At 62.7% G+C, this 18,746-nt stretch carries 17 protein-coding genes; 9 read left to right on the top strand and 8 right to left on the bottom strand.

The features are described 5' to 3' along the window. The first annotated feature begins 990 nt into the window (after positions 1-990). The 5 genes from Q3C01_RS25695 to Q3C01_RS25715 all read left to right on the top strand — a co-directional run bounded on the left by Q3C01_RS25695 (position 991) and on the right by Q3C01_RS25715 (position 6,590). Positions 991-3,147 carry a TonB-dependent receptor gene (locus Q3C01_RS25695; protein WP_458148088.1) on the top strand — a complete coding sequence of 719 codons (2,157 nt, stop codon included), beginning with the start codon at positions 991-993 and terminating at the stop codon, positions 3,145-3,147. Between the two features lie 46 nt (positions 3,148-3,193). After that, a complete protein-coding gene (exbB, locus tag Q3C01_RS25700) occupies positions 3,194-4,009 on the top strand; it encodes a tonB-system energizer ExbB (RefSeq protein WP_458148089.1) in 816 nt (271 codons plus the stop codon). Positions 4,010-4,013: 4 nt separating this feature from the next. Then, positions 4,014-4,448 carry a TonB system transport protein ExbD gene (gene exbD, locus Q3C01_RS25705; RefSeq protein WP_458148090.1) on the top strand — a complete coding sequence of 145 codons (435 nt, stop codon included), beginning with the start codon at positions 4,014-4,016 and terminating at the stop codon, positions 4,446-4,448. Continuing rightward, positions 4,445-5,173, top strand: coding sequence for an energy transducer TonB family protein (locus Q3C01_RS25710; RefSeq protein ID WP_458148091.1), 729 nt, complete (start codon positions 4,445-4,447; stop codon positions 5,171-5,173). Before exbD ends, Q3C01_RS25710 begins: the two co-directional genes overlap by 4 nt. A 454-nt stretch (positions 5,174-5,627) precedes the next feature. Further along, positions 5,628-6,590, top strand: coding sequence for a hypothetical protein (locus Q3C01_RS25715; RefSeq protein ID WP_458148136.1), 963 nt, complete (start codon positions 5,628-5,630; stop codon positions 6,588-6,590). 40 nt (positions 6,591-6,630) lie between these two features. On the opposite strand, the gene Q3C01_RS25720 is transcribed toward Q3C01_RS25715, so the two are convergent. From Q3C01_RS25720 to Q3C01_RS25750, 7 genes are all read right to left on the bottom strand, one after another. Next, on the bottom strand, positions 6,631-7,305 hold the full coding sequence (locus Q3C01_RS25720) for an aquaporin (RefSeq protein WP_458148092.1): 675 nt from the start codon (positions 7,303-7,305) through the stop codon (positions 6,631-6,633). Then, positions 7,305-7,829 carry an arsenate reductase ArsC gene (locus Q3C01_RS25725; RefSeq protein WP_458148093.1) on the bottom strand — a complete coding sequence of 175 codons (525 nt, stop codon included), beginning with the start codon at positions 7,827-7,829 and terminating at the stop codon, positions 7,305-7,307. The genes Q3C01_RS25720 and Q3C01_RS25725 overlap by 1 nt, the downstream gene beginning before the upstream one ends. Positions 7,830-7,837: 8 nt before the next feature. After that, positions 7,838-8,311 carry an ArsI/CadI family heavy metal resistance metalloenzyme gene (locus tag Q3C01_RS25730; RefSeq protein ID WP_458148094.1) on the bottom strand — a complete coding sequence of 158 codons (474 nt, stop codon included), beginning with the start codon at positions 8,309-8,311 and terminating at the stop codon, positions 7,838-7,840. 12 nt (positions 8,312-8,323) lie between these two features. Then, complete coding sequence (locus Q3C01_RS25735; RefSeq protein ID WP_458148095.1) at positions 8,324-8,668, bottom strand: ArsR/SmtB family transcription factor; 345 nt, start codon at positions 8,666-8,668, stop codon at positions 8,324-8,326. Between the two features lie 69 nt (positions 8,669-8,737). Next, complete coding sequence (locus Q3C01_RS25740) at positions 8,738-9,280, bottom strand: hypothetical protein (protein ID WP_458148096.1); 543 nt, start codon at positions 9,278-9,280, stop codon at positions 8,738-8,740. Positions 9,281-9,307: 27 nt separating this feature from the next. Then, entirely contained in the window at positions 9,308-10,549 is a 1,242-nt protein-coding gene (locus Q3C01_RS25745; protein WP_458148137.1) for a site-specific integrase, read from the bottom strand. A gap of 376 nt (positions 10,550-10,925) precedes the next feature. After that, the gene (locus Q3C01_RS25750; RefSeq protein ID WP_458148097.1) at positions 10,926-12,236 is read right to left on the bottom strand and encodes an ABC transporter substrate-binding protein; all 1,311 of its coding nucleotides are present in this window, start codon (positions 12,234-12,236) and stop codon (positions 10,926-10,928) included. Positions 12,237-12,692: 456 nt separating this feature from the next. On the opposite strand from Q3C01_RS25750, the gene Q3C01_RS25755 reads away from it, so the two are divergent. The 4 genes from Q3C01_RS25755 (at position 12,693) to Q3C01_RS25770 (ending at position 17,496) form a co-directional block, all read left to right on the top strand. Next, entirely contained in the window at positions 12,693-13,823 is a 1,131-nt protein-coding gene (locus tag Q3C01_RS25755; protein ID WP_458148098.1) for a sugar ABC transporter substrate-binding protein, read from the top strand. 64 nt (positions 13,824-13,887) lie between these two features. Next, entirely contained in the window at positions 13,888-15,435 is a 1,548-nt protein-coding gene (locus tag Q3C01_RS25760) for a sugar ABC transporter ATP-binding protein (RefSeq protein WP_458148099.1), read from the top strand. After that, positions 15,428-16,540 (top strand): ABC transporter permease, encoded by a 1,113-nt coding sequence (locus tag Q3C01_RS25765; RefSeq protein ID WP_458148100.1) that lies wholly within the window; start codon positions 15,428-15,430, stop codon positions 16,538-16,540. Before Q3C01_RS25760 ends, Q3C01_RS25765 begins: the two co-directional genes overlap by 8 nt. Beyond that, positions 16,537-17,496: an ABC transporter permease gene (locus tag Q3C01_RS25770; protein WP_458148101.1), complete on the top strand. Its 960-nt coding sequence runs from the start codon at positions 16,537-16,539 to the stop codon at positions 17,494-17,496. Before Q3C01_RS25765 ends, Q3C01_RS25770 begins: the two co-directional genes overlap by 4 nt. Before the next feature lie 229 nt (positions 17,497-17,725). On the opposite strand, the gene Q3C01_RS25775 is transcribed toward Q3C01_RS25770, so the two are convergent. Continuing rightward, positions 17,726-18,628, bottom strand: a complete 903-nt coding sequence (locus Q3C01_RS25775) for an SMP-30/gluconolactonase/LRE family protein (RefSeq protein ID WP_458148102.1) — start codon at positions 18,626-18,628, stop codon at positions 17,726-17,728. Positions 18,629-18,746: the final 118 nt, after the last annotated feature.

The raw sequence follows: 18,746 nt of genomic DNA on the forward strand, positions 1-18,746 counted from the left end.
GCTAAGGAGCCCTAGCGGTGGAAGGGAGCCGCCCGTCCCCTGGCAGTCTCCAACCGGCACAGTAGGAGCGAGAGAATGGGCTGGATGAGGCGGACTACACGCCGCCGCGCTGATTACAGGCCGCAAGGTTCGATCAGCAGGCCTTCGTCGCCCGGCACTGATTGACCGAGCCGACAGGTCAGATAAAATGCTCAGGTGAGTGCCCATCCAGAATGGTGATAATTCGGTTTCGAATGGGCTGGTTCAGGAACAATATCAGACAGGGTTCGTGGGCGGCGCTGATTGCGCTCGCCATTAACTTTGCGTTGTCCTTTGGTCACGTTCATGCCATTGGCGGCACGGGCTCAGGTCTAAGCCAGGTTGCCCTCACAGCGCCAAACACGCCAGACGATCACGATCGGACGCCAAAACATCCTGCCGACGGGGTGGACTACCTCTGTCCGATCTGCATCGCCCACGCGGCGATGGGGAACGCGCTGGCGGCGACACCGCCTGCGCTACTCGCGACTCTCGCCGAGATATCGGTCGATCGTGCGGTCGAGCACGAATATGCAATCTCTCAGCCGCCATGCGCGGCCTTTCAATCCCGCGGCCCCCCGATTTCCTGACGCCGCTGCCTCGGTCGCGTAGCGCTGCACCAGAACTGTTGTCGCCGTCGGCCGAGGTTCCATCGCTCAGCATGGCTTGCGTTGTTTTGCCCCGCAGCCTTGCATCAGCTCAGTCAGGAATCTCATGTACTTCGCCCCTTTGCGCATCCCACGCAGCCTTCTCCTAACCGTGTCTACGCTTGCGCTGGTCGCAGCGTCAGATGTCCCCGCGCGCGCGCAAGCTGGCGCCGCCTCGCCGACGCCGCAACCATCCGCCTCCCCTTCCGCGCCCGAAACGCCGGCTCCGACTCAGCCGATACCGCAGCAGACCCCCCCTGCCACGGAACAGACCCCGTCGCCTCCGCCCCAAGCGCAGGGCGGCACTGTCCTGCCCGAAACGCGCGTGGTCGCACCCGCCGAGCGGCGGCCGCGAACGCCACCACCGCGCCAAGTGGTGCGCCGCCAGCCGTCCGCGCCAACACAGACCCAGGCACCGAGCGAGGCGGCGACCCAAGCGCAGGTCGTCGCCCAGCAGAACCAGAAGTTCGACGCGGCCCGCCAAAACATCTTCCCGCCGGTAGGGGCCGGCTCTTATGAGATGAGCCATCAGGCCATCGAGTCCTTGCCGCAGGGCAACAACACTACGCTGGATAAGGCGCTGTTGCAGTTCCCGGGCGTCCACCAGGATTCGGCCGCGAGCGGCGAGCTGCATGTGCGCAACGAGCACGCCAATCTGCAATACCGCATCAACGGCATTATGCTGCCCGACGGCGTCGGCGGTTTCGGACAAATCCTCGACACAGGTATCGTCGGCAATATGGCGCTGCTGACGGGCGCGCTGCCGGCGCAATATGGCCTGCGCACGGCCGGCGTGCTGGATATTACGACCAAGGCGGACGCGTTCGACAATTCCGGCAAGGTCAGCGTCTATGGCGGCAGCCATCAGACCATCACGCCGTTCGCCGAATACGGTGGCACCGTGGGACAAACGCAGTATTACGTGTCGGGTCGCTATCTCTACAACAATCTCGGCATCGAGAATCCGACGCCCGCAAATGAGGCCATTCACGACCGCACGCAACAGGAAAAAGGCTTTGCTTACGTTTCGACGGTACTCGACCCCAACAGCCGCATCACCTACATCGGCGGCGTCTCAAACGCGCTGTATCAGATTCCCAACAATCCCGGTCAGCCGTCCAACTTCCAGTTGGGGAACATAACCAGCTTCAATTCCGCGCTTCTCAACGAGCGGCAGTCCGAACTCAATCAGTTCAACGTCGTGGCCTACCAGCACTCGGCCGAGGGAATTGACTACCAGCTTTCCTATTTCAACCGCTACAGCCAGCTCCACTTCTTCCCCGACCCGATCGGTGACCTGCTCATCAACGGGATTTCATCGAGCGTGTATCGTCAGAGCTACGTCAACGGCATTCAGGAGGATACCGCCTGGCGCGTCGCCGACGCGCATACGCTGCGGTTCGGCTTCACCGCCAGCGCCGAGCGGTCCCTGGTCACCGACATCAACACCACATTCCCGGCCGATCCGGTGAACGGTGGTCAGGCGTTCGACGCGACCACGGGCAATCCGCTTCCGCCTGTCACCATTTTTGATTCCAGTTCCAAGCTCGGCTGGCTGTTCGGCGCCTATGTGCAGGACGAATGGAAGATAACCAACAATCTGACCCTGAACGCCGGCTTGCGCTTCGACCAGATGTGGCAATATGTCGACGCCAACCAGTTCAGCCCGCGCATCAGCCTGACCTGGGTGCCTCAGGAGGGCACGACCGTCCATGCCGGCTACGCGCGAACCTTCACGCCGCCACAGCAGGTGATCGCGGCTCCGACCAACATTGCGCTGTTCCAGGGCACGGTGGCTGCGCCCGCGGTCACCCTGAACGATCCGGTGCTGCCGGAACGGGCCAATATTTTCGATGCCGGCGTGCTTCAGAAGATCTGGCCGATTCCCGGCCTCGAAGTCGGCCTCGATGGCTACGTCAAGCTGGCGCGTGATCTGCTCGATGACGGGCAGTTCGGCCAAGCCTATGTGCTCAGCGGCTTCAACTATGCCAAGGCGAATAATATCGGCCTCGAATTCAAGGCGAGCTACACCAATGGCAATCTCAAGCTCTACGGCAACGTGGCCTGGGCGCGCCAGCTCGGCACCAATGTCGTCTCGAACCAGTTCCTGTTCGATCCGGACGAACTGGCCTACATCGCGACCCACTACATCTTCACCGACCATAGCCAGTGGGTGACGGCGTCGGCCGGTGCCTCCTATAAGTGGTACGACACGAAGTTTACCGCATCCATGATCTACGGCAGCGGACTTCGTTCCGGCTTCGCCAATACCGACCACGTACCGTCCTACACTCAGGTCAATGCCGGCGTATCGCACGACTTCTATCTCGTCGCGCCGAACAAGCCGACCACGGTGCGGTTCGACGTCGTGAACCTTTTCGACAAGATCTACGAAATCAGGGACGGGTCCGGCATCGGCGTGTTCGCGCCGCAATTCGGACCGCGGCGAGGATTCTTCGTCGGTATCTCACAGAAGATATGAGCGGGAGCAGGGAGTGATCCAGAAGGACAACAGAAAAGAGAACCATATGCCTGATCGCAACTCACGGGCGAAGTCTGGAATTTTCGCCCGCATCGTCACGCTGACTATCGTGAGCCTTGCACCGCTCGCGATATCGACGGCTGCGCTGGCGCAGGCGGACACCTCAAATCCGCTGCTGCCCCGCAATCTCTCGCCATGGGGCATGTTCCTCAACGCCGACATCATCGTGAAGGCGGTGATGATCGGGCTTGCGTTTGCATCGTTCGTGACCTGGACGGTGTGGCTTGCCAAAACGATTGAGCTGGCGGGCGCGCGGCGGCAGGCCCGCCGCCGCACCAGGCTGTTGGAAAGCGGCGGCAGCCTCGCGGAGGCGGTCCGCGCCTGCCGTAACGACAGCGACGCCGTCGCCCAGCTCATCCTCACCACCGCGCGCGAGGCCGAACTGTCCGACGGCATCGTCGACGACGCGTTCAAGGAGCGCGTTGCCTTGCGGCTGGAGCGCGTGCAGGCGGCGATGACGCGGCAGATCTCGCGCGGCACCGGCCTGCTCGCCACGATCGGCGCGACGGCACCGTTCGTCGGCCTGTTCGGCACGGTCTGGGGCATTATGAACTCCTTCATCGGCATTTCAGAATCCCACACCACCAATCTCGCGGTGGTGGCGCCTGGTATCGCCGAAGCGCTGCTCGCAACCGCGATGGGACTCGTCGCCGCAATCCCCGCGGTCGTGATCTACAACCACCTGGTGCGGGTCATCGGCGGCTACCGCGTGTTGCTGGATGACGCCTCGGCGCAGCTCCTGTTGATGATCAGCCGCGGACAGCACGGCCGCGCCGCGATGCTGTCACGGGCCGCGGAGTGACAGCATGGCCATACGTCTTGGACAACGTTCGGGCAGCGACGATCTCGAAATCCAGCACGAGATCAACGTCACGCCGTTCATCGACGTGATCCTCGTGCTCTTGATCATCTTCATGGTGGCGGCACCGCTTGCCACTGTCGACATCGGCGTCAACCTGCCCGCTAGTACCGCGCCGGAGCAGCCGCGGCCGGACAAGCCCGTCTTCGTGACCATCAAGCCGGACGAGACCATTGCGGTTGGCGAGACCTTGGTGCCGCGCGGGGAGCTTTCGGCCGCGCTCGATTCCGCCACCAACAATCATAAGGACGAAACGATTTTCGTCCGCGGAGACAAGACACTCAGCTATGGCGCGCTCATGGAGGTGATGAACAGCCTGCGCGACGCCGGATATCTCAAGCTCGCTTTGGTCGGTCTGGAAACGCCGGCAGCCAAGCCATGAACGCGTTTGCACTGCATCTGCCAGAACGGCGCGGACTTTCCCGCTGGACATTTGCCGGCGTGACGATCCTGATGGCGCACGCGGCGATCGTGGCCACGGTTGCGTTGTGGTATGCCCGCAGGCCGGTCGAACCGAACATCCTGCCCGCCATCGCAGTGACACTGGCGCCGGTCGAAAGCAGTTCGCCCGAGATCCAAAACCAGGACATCGCCGTCGGGCCAACCATGCAGCAGGCCGAGGCCGCGCCACCGGAACCGCCCAAGGTCGAGGAGAAGCAGGAAGAGCCGGCGGTGCAGCCACCGCCGCCGGCACAAGAGGCGGAAGTCACGCTGCCAAAGGTCGAGAAGGAGGTGGACGAACCGAAGCCGGTGCCTCAACCGCCCGCGCCGGAAACCCGCGCGCCGCCAAAGAGCGAACATATCGGGCAGTTCACCGAAGCAGGCTCAAACGCCTATAACGCGCTGGTGTTCGGCCATCTGCAAAAGTTCAAGCGCTACCCGTCGGCCGCGCGCGGCAAATCAGGCACGGTCATCGTGAGATTTGTGCTGAACCGCGCAGGCGATGTGATCGGCAGCACTGTAACGAAGTCGTCGGGCAACGATGTACTCGATCGCGAGGCGATCGAGATTCTTCGACGCGCGAGTCCCTTCCCGGCATTCCCTGCGGCCAAGCCGGGCGCGCAGGATACTTACATCGCGCCGGTGAATTTCGCCCGGTCCAGTTGAAGGCGCCGGCACCGGGTCGCACTCGACGGGAGTGTCGAATGACAGTCCGGACCTTGTTGCTGGCTCTTTGCCTTCTGATTTGCAGTGAACTGCCCGCTGTTTCCAAAGGCAGTGCCGCAAATAAGGAGGATCCCTGGGATCCTCGCCATATAGACAATTTGCCCGCCGAGGTCCGACAATACATCACTGGAATCTGCAAAGGGCCGGCCCGCGCCCGGCATGACTTCGCAACCTACTCACCGCACGAAAAGCGCTGGCGAATAAACCTTGAGTACCTTCAATGCAACGGCCTTGGCGAATACCGTCGAGGAAACCAATGTCTGGACGTGGATTTCGTTGAAATAGGCTCGCACTTTCGTGTTGCCTCGAAACAGTACAGAGATTGCGGCTACTAAAAGCCCGCGAAGGGTAAGGTGGAGGCGATCCGTTGCGGTCAGGATTAAGCTTTCTCAAGATGGTTGGTCTCAGCATCACAACGGCCGCGTGGCTGGCGGCTGGATCCTTTGCAGCGGAGCAAACGTCGGACGTTCCGGCCTGGCTGCGAGGCCTTATTGGCGAAGGCGACGGGCAGATCGCGCAAGTGGTCCTACAGAGGGCGCGCGCCCTCTATCTGAGAAAGGTGAACGAAGGCGTCGTTAAAAATCCCTGCTATTTTGCCATGGACGCGACGCGCCCCAACGATTTAGGCAATGGCAGATTGGGCTCCCGGTTTTACGTTATTTGCGAAGCTGACCGGTCTTTTCGTGCGATTTCCGCAGGGCACGGCAGCGGTCGCAATTTGAAGGGCGTTGCTGATTTCGCAAATGGCAGAGAGTGCGCGAAGAATTTTGGCAATGCCATGGATTCGCACCTGACGACCGGCGGCGCCTACGTGACAGGTGAGACGAAAACGTCGTTCAAAGGCTATTATCGCGTGTCGACGAAACAAGATGCGGCCTTGACGCGCTCGTTTGTTCAGTTCGATGGCGAGGGCGAGACCGCCAACGCCAGACCGCGCGCCATCGGTGGACATGCGGCCGTCACACTGAAGGACATATGTCTTCGAAAGAATCCACGTAGTCCATATGCGAACCAGAACGGTTACGTTCCATTTGGGACTCTGGTGGACTACTCCGGAGGTCGCAGCGATGGCTGCACCAGTTGGTCGCCGTCTGACGCCCAGCAAATCGTTCCGCTGTTGAAGGACGATCCAACGACGGTCTACATTTATCCGGAATCCCACGACATCGAGGCGGTCGCGCAAGCCGCTGCAACTCGCCAGTCGCTGTCGCGAGCGGGGTTGTATTGGAACGCCCTCTGCTTGAAGCAGATGGGCACTCCGAAATTCTGGCCGAAAGAGGTTCTCGAACCGATCCTTGCTCGATACCATAAGGACCCGGAGCTGCCCGCACGGTCGCCTCCGGTTTGCAAGCCGTGAACTCGTTCCTTGTTTCGCCAAAGTTCCTTTGAAGGTTGGCCTAGCCCGCTGCGGAAGGCTTAGCTTCCCAAAGCCATCCGGCAATTGCCGTTGCAGCCAAGGCGCCCCCCAATTGCGCCACGATGAACGCTAGCACCCCAGCGGGAGCGATACCCGCGAACGTGTCCGACACGGACCGAGCGATGGTCACGGCGGGATTCGCGAATGATGTCGAGGCCGTGAACCAGTAAGCTGACGTGATGTAGAGACCGACCGCATACGGGATCGCGCTTGGCGCGCGAGCAGCGCAGCCGAAGATGGTCAACAGGAGCCCAAACGTTGCGACCGCCTCGGCCAGCCATTGGCCGGTCCCTGCGCGTTGGGTCATCGACAACTGCCATAACGGCAGATCGAACATCAGATGCGCGGTCCATACGCCTGCGATCCCGCCAGCGATCTGCGCGGCGATGTAGATCGCGACCAGCCGCCACGGCAACTCGCCCCGATAGGCCAACGCCAGCGTCACGGCGGGATTGAAGTGCGCGCCGGATACGGGTCCAAATATGAGGATCAGGACGACAAGGATCGCGCCGGTCGGGATCGTGTTGCACAGCAGGGCGAGCGCGACGTTTCCGCCCGAGAGCTTCTGCGCCATGATGCCAGAGCCGACGACGGCCGCCAGCAGGAACGCGGTGCCGAGCCATTCGGCAACAATTCGGCGCGCCAGCGACGGCATCAGGTGCGTTCCCGTACCTGCGTTGCGCCTTCCATCTCGCCGATTTCACGGAGCTTGGCCTTGAGGCTCATCTGGTCCAGCGCCCGCAGCGGCAGCGCGACGAAAGCGCTGATCCGCTGATTGAGCAGGCGGTAAGCCTCCTTGAACGCCAGCGCGATCTCGGCATCGGTGCCCTTTGCTTCGGCCGGGTCCAGTATGCCCCAGTGTGCGGTCATCGGATGACCCGGCCACACGGGACATGCCTCGGCCGCCGCGCTATCGCAGACGGTGAAGATGAAATCGAACTTGGGCTCGCCGCCCTTGGCGAATTCATCCCATGACTTTGAGAGAAAGCCGGATGTGTCGTAACCGAGACTTTCGAGAAGCTGGATCGTATGCGGGTTCACCTTGCCCTTCGGCTGGCTGCCCGCGCTGTAGGCGCGGAACTTGCCCGCGCCGATCTTGTTGAGGATCGCTTCGCCGATGACCGATCGCGCCGAGTTTCCGGTGCAGAGAAATAGGACGTTGTAGGGCTGGTCGGTCATGGTCGATCCTAATTGCAGCACGCAGTGGCTTGCTTCGGCTCGGCTTGTGGCGCGCAGCAGGCGCTCTGCTTCTCATGCGCGACCCGCGCCCCGTTCTCTCCAGTGCCGTCGCCGTAGTTCGTGCTCTCGCCGGTCGTGTGGAAGGTCTCCCACGCGATGCCCGCCGGGTCATCGATCCACGACTTCTCGGATTTGGCATAGCAGCAGGACGTCTGCCCCTGCTCGATGATATTGCCGCCAGCCTGCCGCAAGCGATCGTAGACTTCGTGCAATTCCTCGCTGTTCTCGACCTGAATGCCGAGATGATCGAGGCCAGGTTGGCGGCCTCGCGTTGAAATGGCGAAGTTGACGCGCGGATCATCGAGCATCCATTTCGCATAATCTGGTTTCACCACCGACGGCTGCGCCGCGAACAGCGCCGAGTAAAACCCGATCGAGCGCGACAGGTCTTCGACCGAGACGTGAACATGCAGTCGCTTCATGGCTTTTCCCTTTCAGGCTGGCGTTTTCGCCCGCTTCCGCGCAGGCTTGCACTCAGCGACGGGCGCACACGGCGCGCCGCCGCAGCAGTTCTCGGTCAGGAAGCAGAGCAGCCCATTCATCGTCTCGAACTGCGCCGCATAAATCATCGAGCGGCCCTCGCGCCTCACCGTAACAAGGCCCGCTTCCCGAAGCCGGTCGAAGTGGAATGTCAGCGTGTTGGGCGCGAGATCGAGCGCCTGCGCCACCGACCCAGCGGACATGCCCTCGGGACCGGCCTGCACAAGCAGCCGGAAAACGTCGAGACGATTGTCTTGAGCCAGCGCCGCCAAGGCGGCCACGACATCTGCCTTTTTCATATTTCAATAATCGTCGAAATAATCGACCCTCGTCAACTATCATTTCAGCAGCCATTGAAATGTTGTCGATCACCGTTGCGTGACCCGACCACTCGGGGCCCGCGCCAGGGGATGCCAAAGCAACGCCCGGACAATGAGCGGTGCCGCGACCGCAAGCGGCAGAAGCCAGTAGGTGATTGACGGAAGGTCCTTCCAGATCGGCAATTGCTTTCCATTGTCCACGTAGAAGGCGATCAGCATGAAAACGTAAGACATGCTCATTCCCGTGATGTGCAGCCTCACCCAATTGCGCCAACGCCGTCGCAGCGCGGTGCGACCAAACAAAGCGCAGGCGAAAGCAACGGCACCGAGAACAAACAGGTGGTAGTTCTCGGCCCAGCGCATGACCGAGAGCACGGTGGCCGAGGTGAAAAGCGCCAGTAGGCACCAGAAATAGACCAAGCCGAAGCTGGAGTGGCGTCCGCGTCCCTTCCGCGACAGCATTGCGCCAGCGCCGATTACAACGCACGCAATCCCGAGCGGGATGTGCACCCCGATGACCACGGCGAGGAAAACCGGGTCTGTTGAAGGGATGACGATGCCGCCAATCGTGGTCGCGTCTTCCACCGTCATGCGACCCGTCTCAACGGTGCGGCTCGATCAGGCCGCTGCCAGCTGCACCACGTTGTCAGGCGGCGTTGTTTCATGATCCAGGAGAGTAGCGCGGGTGATCGCATCGGTGTGGTCGGTGATGTATTTGGAATAGGTCCTTTCGATCTCGACCACGCTGGTGTCGTGGTTGGCGGCAACGACGCGGGGCGGAGTGCCTTTCATCAGCTGCCGCACGATGCTGGAATGCCGCAAGGCGTACATCGTCACCTCGTCGGGGTCGAGGCCGCTTGCTTTGACGACCTCGCGGAAATCATCGCCATAATCGTCGGCGACCCCGATAGCGTCCCGGCTCGGGTCCTTCGGATCGATGCGGCCCCAGGGCTTGCCGTTGCTCTGCAAGAGCAGCCTGTCATTCGGCTTGCGGCCTTCGGCGTGTTTGGCCAGCCGCGCCGCCAGAGCCGGAGTGATCGGGAGCGGGAAGCGCTCGACCCGCTTTTCCTTCGCCTTCGCGCCGCCGCCCTTGCTCGACTTCGGCATCATCAGCTTCGGACTGGTCCGATGGTTGAGCAGGTCGCGAACCCGGAGCCGCGCACTCTGCGAAGGCCGGTTGCCGCCCTGGGCCTGCACATCGGTAAACAGGCCAAGCTCGTGGTCGTGAGCATAGGCGTTGCGGACAATTGTGCGGACCTGATCATCGAGCAGGATGACGTTATTGCTTTCGGTCGCGCCCGGTATCCGCTTCAGACCGCTCTTCCAGGCCTGCGCATTCTGGATGCGGCCATCCTGCTCAGCCGCGAGGTTGAGGGCAGCGTTGATATTGCTCAGGTGGCGGTTGACGCTGGCGGGTGTCAGATCGTCGAGCAGACCGTCGCGCCACTTGCGCAGCTCGGTGGCATCAAGCAGTGGCACCGGCTTCGACAGCAGCGACGCGGGCAAATGCAGGCGCGGCCAGGTGGCGTTGTAAGGATTGCCGCCGCGCTTTTCCAAATCGGTCCCATAGTTGGTCAGAGCCTCGTCGAGGGTCACGAACCTCTTGCCCTGGTCGGCATCAATGTTATCGGCGTCGCCGCCGCGCACCAGCCTGCGGGCTTCCTGGGCCGCCTGTTTGTAGGTGAAGATCGTTTTGCCGTCCGCGACGGATTCGCCGTCGTCGGCGCTGCCGAAAGCTTTGAGCCACTCGCTGCCGTTGCCATCGGGAGCGATGACGCACCAGGTGCCTGGCCCCTGGTTTCGGCGATAGCCAAGGGTCAGGCCGCGTTCAAGGTGCTGGCGATAGGGACGCTTGCGCACGGCCAATTTGGCGCGAGCGCTCGGGCTTTTGAGATTGAAGGGCGACATCTTGCACATTCCGTTGTTTTGGTGTCGGGTTTGGTGTCGGTAAATGCGGGTGCGGGCCGGTGCGTCCGCTTTCCGGAACGTGCGTAATTTACTAAGGATATCAGGGGTTTGGAAGTCGAGTGGGTGCCGCAAGAAACCGCAAGGACCCGCAAACTTTTCCCCTTGCGGGAGAAGGTGGCGCGAAGCGCCGGATTAGGAGTTGTTTCCGAAAGCGCCAATCGCGAGAGGTTACTCGTGGAGAGAACCCCTCACCCGTCTCGCCGCTGAAGCGGCGAGCCACCCTCTCCCGCAAGGGGGGAGGGGAAGAGTCAGCGCAAAAGCTTTCCTCCTACGCCCCGTAGGTCGATCCCTTCGGCAGCGGAAAGACCGGGTCCTGCGTCCGGATATTCGTCGGCCACACCACCGAGATGTGCTCGCCGGCATTTTGCATCACGACCGGTGTCGAGCGCTCGTTCTGGCCGGAGAGCGGCGTGCCCGGTGGGAAGAATTTCACGCCATAGCCCTGGATCGTGCCTCCGGCGGGGATATCGACGTCGAGCGCGGCCTTGCGGATCGCATCGGGTTCGAAGCTGCCGTATTTCTCCTTCGCTACCGGCAGCACGTTGTTGAGCAGCACCCATGTCTGGTTGAAGCCCATCGAGCAGTGCGGCGGCACGTCGGTCGCGCCGGTCTTCGCCTGATAGCGCGAAACCATGGTCTTGATGAGATCGCCCATGCCGGGGGCGAGCTTCGACGGATCGAGCAGCTGCGCGGGCACCGGGTCGATGTTGCAGAAATTGTCGATGTCCGCACCGAACGTCGCGCGCAGCTTGTCGAGCTGGCTGTAGCCGGCCCCGGCCCCGAACAGCATCTTGAAGCGCAGCCCGCTCTCGCGTGCCTGGCGCAGGAACAGCGTGATGTCGGGATTGTATCCGGCATGCGAGATCACGTCGGCCTTGGCGCGCTTGATCTTGGTGACGAGTATCGAGAGATCGGGCGCGGAGGCCGAATACCCCTCTTTCAGCGCAACCTGAACGCCAGCCTCCTTGGCATAGGCCTCGTCGGCGGCGGCAACGCCGACGCCATAGGGGCCATCCTCGTGGATGAGCGCGACCTTGACGTCCTTCGGATCCATGCCGAGCTTTCCTTTCGCATGCTCGGCGAGGAAGCCCGCGAAGGCCTGGCCATACTGGTCGGAGTGAATCTGCGCGCGGAAAACGTATTGCAGGTTCTTGTCCTTGAACACGGCGGTCGAGACCGCGGTCGTGATCCAGAGGATCTTCTTCTGCTGCTCGACCTTTGCCGCGAGCGGCACCGCGTGTGCACTTGCATAGACGCCGATGATGATGTCGACCTTCTCCTGGTCGATCAGGCGGGTTGCCTCGTTGATCGCGACGTCCGGCTTGCTCTGGGAGTCCGCGGCGACAGGGACGATCTTGGTCTTGCCGCCGATGCCGCCCTTCTCGTTGACGAGGTCGATCGCGATCTGCGCGCCGATCGAGGAAGCGACCGAGCCGCCCGCCGCAAACGGGCCGGTCAGGTCGTAGATCACGCCGATGCGCAACGTTTCGGCTTGTGCTTGGGCGCGTGTCCAATCGAGGCTGAGTGCGGCGGCGGCAGCCGCCGAGGTCTTCAGCAGCATCCTGCGTGAAGTGGGCATCCTATCCTCCCATGGCCCGGCGTTTGCGACCGGCTCTACGCTTTTTTTTGCCGAGTATTTGGAGGGGGTGGTGGAAAGTCAACATGCGCCGCACTAGGCAATTCGGACATGTGCGATGTGCCGCGCGATCGCGGTCGGGGTTTTCGGATCACGTGTCGCGTCGCACTGGAAGCTCGGCGCCCGCCGCGAACATTTTCCCCTGAGTATCATTCTTTTTGCGCCATTATCGGTGCCTCCTCGGGCGCGCTGTACGAGGCCGCACCGCCTCCCGTTTTTGTGATGGATTTTTGCTGGCTTGCTCGGTGCGAGCCGAGGGCGTCGGTGGGCCTTCGGCTTGTGCGCATCGCAGATTGCATGTCATCCTAGCCAGGCAAATTGCATGGGAAGCTCAATTCCCGGCATGGCCATCGCGCCAGTTTAAGGGTTGGAAACGCAAAACGCTCAAGGAGAAGGGACATGGAATGGACGCATCGTCTTGCAGGGCTGGCTTGCGCCGGTCTCCTGCTATCCCCGGTCAGTGCTTTGGCAGGCCCCAAGGTGGTGTCCGGTCCGGGCGCCGATCCCGGATGTTTCAAGCCTTGGTCCAGCCAGACCAAGTTCTTCCAGTGGGATAAGAAGCCGGGGCCCTACAAGATCGCCCTCGTCAACGGCTTCGTCGGCAACACCTGGCGCATCCAGATGGTGAAGACGGCGAAGGCATTTGCCGAGCAGCCCGGCATCAAGGAGAACATCAAGGAGTTCAAGGTGGTCTCCACCGGCACCGATGTTGCAGCGCAACTCGGCGCGATGGAGGACTTCATCAATCAGGGCTTTGACGGCATCGTCACCATCGCGGTGGCGCCCGACGGCTTCGACCGCATCATCCGTCTCGCCGACAAGAACAACGTGGTGGTCGTTCCCTTCGACAACATCCTCGATACCGACAAGGTGATGATGGTCAACGAGGACCAGAAGGAAATGGGCCGCATGTCGGCGAAATGGATCATGGATGAAAGCGGCAAGAAGTCCGGCGACATCCTGGAGGTCCGTGGCCTGCCCGGCAATTCGGTCGACCGTGACCGCCATATCGGCTTCCGCGAGGTGATGGAAGCACCCGGCAACAGCTTCAAGATCACCGAAGTGGTCGGCAATTGGGATACCGGCACCTCGCAGAAGGTGACGGCGGACGCGCTTGCGGTGCACGGCCACTTCGACGGCGTGTTCACGCAAGGCGGCTCCGACGGCACCGTGCAAGCGATGATGTCGGCCAAGCATCCCTTCGTGCCAATGTCGGGCGAGGGCGAGAACGAGTATCGCAAGCAGATCGCCGATCACGCCAAGGACGGCCTCAAGGGTATGTCCTATGGTCAGTCGCCGGCGCTGGTCGCCATTGCCATGAAAGCGGCGATCTCGGCGCTTCAGGGCAATCCCATGCCGCAGCTGATCTCGATCCCGATTCCGGTCGCGACCTACAAGGATCTCAAGCCCGGCACCAATTACTGGCCCGAGCTTAACGCCAACTTCTTCGCGCCGAACCAGTTCACGCCCTGCGGCGTGAATTTCACCGCGCCGGAGATCATGTCGCAAAGCGAAAAGAACACCCAGTGAGCTCACTGGGGATGCCTCGGTCACGGCCCGGCACTCGCCGGGCCGTCGTTGCGTGAGCCTGGCCATGCCGGATGCCGTCCTGACGCAAGAAGTCTTTCTCGAGCTGTCCGGCATCTCCAAGCGCTACGCCGGGGTGCGGGCGCTCGAGGGCGTCGACTTTGCCTGTGAGCGCGGCAAGATCCACGCCGTGCTGGGCGAGAACGGCGCCGGCAAATCGACGCTCATCAAGATCATCGCCGGCGTGGTGCAGCCCGACAGCGGCCGCATGCGGCTCGCCGGACATGACGTGAGCTTCGCGACGCCGTCGGCCGCCAATGCCGCCGGTGTGGTCTGCATCTTCCAGGAATTGTCGTTGATGCCCGACCTCTCGGTCGCGGACAACATCTCGATCGCCTCGCCACCGCGCCGGTTCGGCCTGATCGACGCACGGGCGCAGCGCCGCCGCGCCGAGGAACTGCTGGCCGAGATCGGGTGCGAGGACGTCAACCCCTTGATGCGCGTCCGCGACCTGCCGCTGTCGCGCCGCCAGATCGTCGAGATTGCCAAGGCGCTCGGCAAGAGGCCGCAGCTTTTGATCCTGGACGAGGCAACCTCGGCTCTCACCAGCGCCGACGTCGAGAAGGTCTACGCGATGCTGGCCCGGCTCAAGTCCGAGGGCGTTGCCATTCTCTACATCTCGCACCGCATGCACGAGGTCGAGGCGCTGGCCGACCGTGCCTCGGTGTTCCGCAACGGACGCCATATCGAGACCTTCGACAAGGGCAGGCGTTCGACCGCGGAGATCGTTCAGCTCATGATCGGGCGCGACATCGCGGCTCAATATCCTGCCAAGCCGGCCCGTACCTCGGTGAAGCCGATGCTGGCGCTCGACAACCTGTCGTGGGAAGGTCGTCTCGACCGCATTTCGCTGCGCGTCGGCGCCGGCGAGATCGTCGGTCTCGGCGGCCTCGACGGCCAGGGTCAGAAATCTCTCCTGCTGGCGCTTTTTGGCGTGCTGCGCGGCATCTCCGGGCGCGTCACGGTCCAAGACCGCGAGGTGCGGCCGGGCTCCCCCGCAGCTGCGAAGTCGGCTGGCATTGCACTGGTACCCGAGGATCGCAAGACGGAAGGCCTGATGCTGCCGATGTCGGTCGCCGACAATCTGGTGGTCGCCTCGCTCGACGCAATCTCGACCGGACCTCTGGTCGACCGTGCCAAGGAGAGCGAAGCCGTCAAGCGCGCCATTGCGCGGCTCCAGATCAAGATCGGCGCGCCCAGCGATGCGGTCTCGACGCTGTCCGGTGGCAATCAGCAGAAGGTGGTGCTCGCCAAATGGCTGATGACCGAGCCGCGCATCATCCTGCTCAACGATCCCACGCGCGGTATCGACGTCGGCACCAAGCAGGAGCTCTACCGGCTGATGCGTGAGCTCGCCGACCAGGGCGCCGCCATCCTGTTCTACTCGACCGACTATGACGAGCTGATAGGCTGCTGCGATCGGGTCGCGATCATGTATGATGGCCGTATCGTGCGCGAGCTCGAGGGTGATGAGTTGACCGAGACCAATATCATCGCGAGCGCGCTGAACATCGATGCCGCAGCGCCGCCCGGTCCCGGAGCCGTCCATGCTTGACGATGTTGCCATCCGTGTCCGCCAGAACGTCGGCATCGTCACCGCCATTGTGTTGTTCTGCGTCCTTTATCTGCTCTACAACCTCGCGCACCCCAAGGGCTTCTCCTCGGCCGTGTTGGTGCAGAACAGCGACGAGATTTTTGCGCTTGCCATGCTGGCCATGGCCCAGACCGTCCCAGTGCTGGCCTCGGGCCTCGATCTCTCGGTCGGTGCCGTCATGACCATGGTGGGATGCTTTGCGAGCTATCTGCTCACGGGGACGGCGGGAGGCGCGCCGCTGCATCTCGATATCTTCGGCCTGCATCTTTTCCTCGGCACCTTCCCCGGCGGCGTCAGCGGCATCCTGCTCGGGATCGTCGTCTGCCTCGCCATCGGCGCACTGGCTGGCTTCGTCAACGGCTGTGTCGTCGTTTACGGACGCATCCAGCCGATCATCGCGACACTCGCGACCGGTGCGGTCTATATCGGCATCGCGCTGTTCCTGCGGCCGACGCCGGGCGGCAAGATCGACGAGGATCTCAACTGGGCGCTGACCAATTCGCTCGGCGATTTCGCTGCGACCGTGCATATCTTCGACGATGGTGCCGCAAGCTGGTTTGCGCCGGTGGCCTGGATCCCGGTGCCTTTCGTGCTGCTGGTCCTGATCGCGCTCCTCGTCTGGGTGCCGTTCCGCCGCTCCGTTCTCGGCCGCGCCGTCTATGCGGTCGGCTCGGCCGAAGGCGCGGCCTACATGTCGGGACTGCCCATTGACCGCGCCAAGATCGCGGCCTTCACGCTCGCCGGCTTCTTCGCCGGCTGCGGTGGTCTTTTCCTGGCCATCCAGACCTCCTCGGGCAATGCCGACATTCCGCAGGCCGGCGCTTATACGCTCAACTCCATCGCCTCCGTTGTGATCGGCGGCACCTCGCTGCTCGGCGGCACCGGCAGTGCGATCGGCTCGATCTTCGGGGCCATGATCCTGCGTGTGATCTCATTCTTCTTTCGCATCTTCGATATTGCGCCCCTGCTGCAACCGCTGTTCGAGGGCCTGATCCTGCTGGCGGCGGTCAGCATCGGCGCGCTCGGCGTCTTGCGCGTCAGGAATACGCTGGAGCTCTTTCGATGACGTCGGCCTCTCTCAGCCTCTCGCGCGACGACCGCCCGATCCTGATTGCGGCGCTGTTCATCCTCGTGATCCTGGTGGCGGGCACCGTCTATACGTTCGCCCGTTTCGGCAGCGCGCCGCTGCTGTCGCCGACCTATCTGTTGCAGCAGCTTCAGATCGGCGCTTTCCTCGGCATCGTCGCGGCCGGCATGATGATCGTGATCCTGATCGCCCAGATCGACCTGTCGGTGCCGTGGACACTGGCCGCCGCTGCCATGATGGCGACGTCGATCGGCGGGCCGCTCGCCATTCCCGTGGGGCTCGCGATCGGGCTTCTGGTCGGGCTCGTCAACGGCATCGGCGTCGCGTACTTGCGCGTGCCCTCGATGATCTTCACCCTCGGCGTCAACGCGGTGATGCGCGGCCTGATGGTAGCCCATACCGGCGGCTACGCGCCGCAGACGGCCGCCACCGATTTGATGCGGACGCTCGCTGCCGACCGGACGCTCGGTATCCCCAACGCCTTGTTCGTCTGGGCCGCGGTGTCCGTGCTGGTCGCCGTCATGCTCCAGCGCACCGCGCTCGGCCGTTACATCTATGCCATTGGCAACAAGGAAGCGGCGGCGTATCTGGCCGGCATCGACACGCGCCGCGTCACAGTGGTTTGCTTCGTCATCTGCGGTGGTGCGGCCGCACTCGCGGGCGTCCTGCTCGCCGGCTATTCCACAAAAGCCTATCAGGGCATGGGCGATGCCTATCTGCTGCCGTCGATCGCCGCGGTGGTGATCGGCGGCACCAACATTCTGGGCGGCCGCGGCCGCTATCTCGGCACGCTGATCGGCGTGGTGCTGATCGTGCTGCTCAACAGCGTGCTCTCGATCATGGAAATGCCCGAGGCCGGCCGGCAGGTGATCTACGGCCTCGTCATCATCTTCATGCTGCTGGTCTATGGGCGCGGCGAGCGCGTCACGAGCTGACGAATCTGAGTCCGTTTCCTGGCGCTCGAAAAGGTTAGGTGGGTCCGACTGCTCCCGTTAGGGGTCTGTCCATCCCACGGCCCGATGATGGCATCATGCCCCTGATTTGCCCGACGCGTCAAATGATTTCGTAAAATCGTAAATCATCGCGCCGTTCGCCACCGGCTACTTTGCATGGGGTTGTTTTCGATGTTTTTGTTGTGTGGTTGCGCGAGCCTCGCGGCGCTCCCTAAACCGCCGCGCGCGTGTTGAGATAGATCGAGTACAGCGAGGTCTGGCCGCAGATATAGAGCCGGTTGCGGCGCGGGCCGCCGAAGCAGACATTGGCGACGATTTCCCCGACCGGAACCGTGCCGATATGCGTGCCATCAGGCGCGTAGCAGAACACGCTGCGGCCTGCCGACGTCCAGATATTGCCATGGATGTCGCAGCGGAAGCCGTCGTAGAGACCCTCGCCACAGGTGGCGAACAGTGCGGCGTCTCCGGACGTTTGCTGTCCCTCCACCTTGTAGGACCAGATCGTTGCGGGCAGCCCGGGGACATGGGTGGCGCCGGTGTCGGCGACGTAGAGCCGCGTCTCGTCGGGCGAGAAGGCCAGCCCGTTGGGCTGCACCCGGTCGGACACGACGCGCGTGATCTTTCCGGTGCTGCCGTCGATGCGGTAGACGTTGCTGGCGCCGATCTCGGACGGGCTCTGCTGCCCCTCGTAATCGCTGTCGATGCCGTAGGTCGGATCGGAGAACCAGACCGAGTCGTCGGACTTGACCACGACGTCGTTGGGCGAGTTGAGCCGGTGGCCGTCGAACTGGTCGGCCAGCACGGTGACCGAGCCGTCGTGCTCGGTGCGGGTGACGCGCCGCATGAAATGCTCGCAGCTGACCAGCCGTCCCTGGCGATCGGTCGTATTGCCGTTCGAGTTGAAGCTGGGCGAGCGGAACACCGACACCGATGCATCGGTCTCGTCAAACCGCATCATCCGGTTGTTGGGAATGTCGGACCAGACGAGGTAGCGGCCGGCCGGGAAATAGGCCGGACCTTCGGCCCAGCGGCAGCCGGTGAAAAGCTTCTCGATATTGACATGACCGATGACCAGCCGCTCGAAGCGCGGGTCGTGCGTGACATAGGGGAGCATGGGTCCTCCGCGATGAGCCGCAGGTTCTTCAAGCTTGCCCGCGTGCTGCTTTCCATCACTCTGATCGACCCTGCCAAATTTGCAAGTGGTGCTTCATCGGATGGGCACGGATGCAAGA

It is taken from the genome of Bradyrhizobium sp. UFLA05-109 (genome assembly GCF_054185165.1).

What these genes read in the sequence shown, in the direction of transcription:
- Q3C01_RS25740 (WP_458148096.1), bottom strand. Translation starts at nt 9,280, where the DNA reads ATGACGGTGGAAGACGCGACCACGATTGGCGGCATCGTCATCCCTTCA.
- Q3C01_RS25760 (WP_458148099.1), top strand. Translation starts at nt 13,888, where the DNA reads ATGCCGGATGCCGTCCTGACGCAAGAAGTCTTTCTCGAGCTGTCCGGC.
- Q3C01_RS25750 (WP_458148097.1), bottom strand. Translation starts at nt 12,236, where the DNA reads ATGCCCACTTCACGCAGGATGCTGCTGAAGACCTCGGCGGCTGCCGCC.
- exbB (WP_458148089.1), top strand. Translation starts at nt 3,194, where the DNA reads ATGCCTGATCGCAACTCACGGGCGAAGTCTGGAATTTTCGCCCGCATC.
- Q3C01_RS25715 (WP_458148136.1), top strand. Translation starts at nt 5,628, where the DNA reads ATGGTTGGTCTCAGCATCACAACGGCCGCGTGGCTGGCGGCTGGATCC.
- Q3C01_RS25765 (WP_458148100.1), top strand. Translation starts at nt 15,428, where the DNA reads ATGCTTGACGATGTTGCCATCCGTGTCCGCCAGAACGTCGGCATCGTC.
- Q3C01_RS25775 (WP_458148102.1), bottom strand. Translation starts at nt 18,628, where the DNA reads ATGCTCCCCTATGTCACGCACGACCCGCGCTTCGAGCGGCTGGTCATC.
- Q3C01_RS25710 (WP_458148091.1), top strand. Translation starts at nt 4,445, where the DNA reads ATGAACGCGTTTGCACTGCATCTGCCAGAACGGCGCGGACTTTCCCGC.
- Q3C01_RS25770 (WP_458148101.1), top strand. Translation starts at nt 16,537, where the DNA reads ATGACGTCGGCCTCTCTCAGCCTCTCGCGCGACGACCGCCCGATCCTG.
- Q3C01_RS25735 (WP_458148095.1), bottom strand. Translation starts at nt 8,668, where the DNA reads ATGAAAAAGGCAGATGTCGTGGCCGCCTTGGCGGCGCTGGCTCAAGAC.
- Q3C01_RS25730 (WP_458148094.1), bottom strand. Translation starts at nt 8,311, where the DNA reads ATGAAGCGACTGCATGTTCACGTCTCGGTCGAAGACCTGTCGCGCTCG.
- Q3C01_RS25755 (WP_458148098.1), top strand. Translation starts at nt 12,693, where the DNA reads ATGGAATGGACGCATCGTCTTGCAGGGCTGGCTTGCGCCGGTCTCCTG.
- Q3C01_RS25725 (WP_458148093.1), bottom strand. Translation starts at nt 7,829, where the DNA reads ATGACCGACCAGCCCTACAACGTCCTATTTCTCTGCACCGGAAACTCG.
- Q3C01_RS25720 (WP_458148092.1), bottom strand. Translation starts at nt 7,305, where the DNA reads ATGCCGTCGCTGGCGCGCCGAATTGTTGCCGAATGGCTCGGCACCGCG.
- exbD (WP_458148090.1), top strand. Translation starts at nt 4,014, where the DNA reads ATGGCCATACGTCTTGGACAACGTTCGGGCAGCGACGATCTCGAAATC.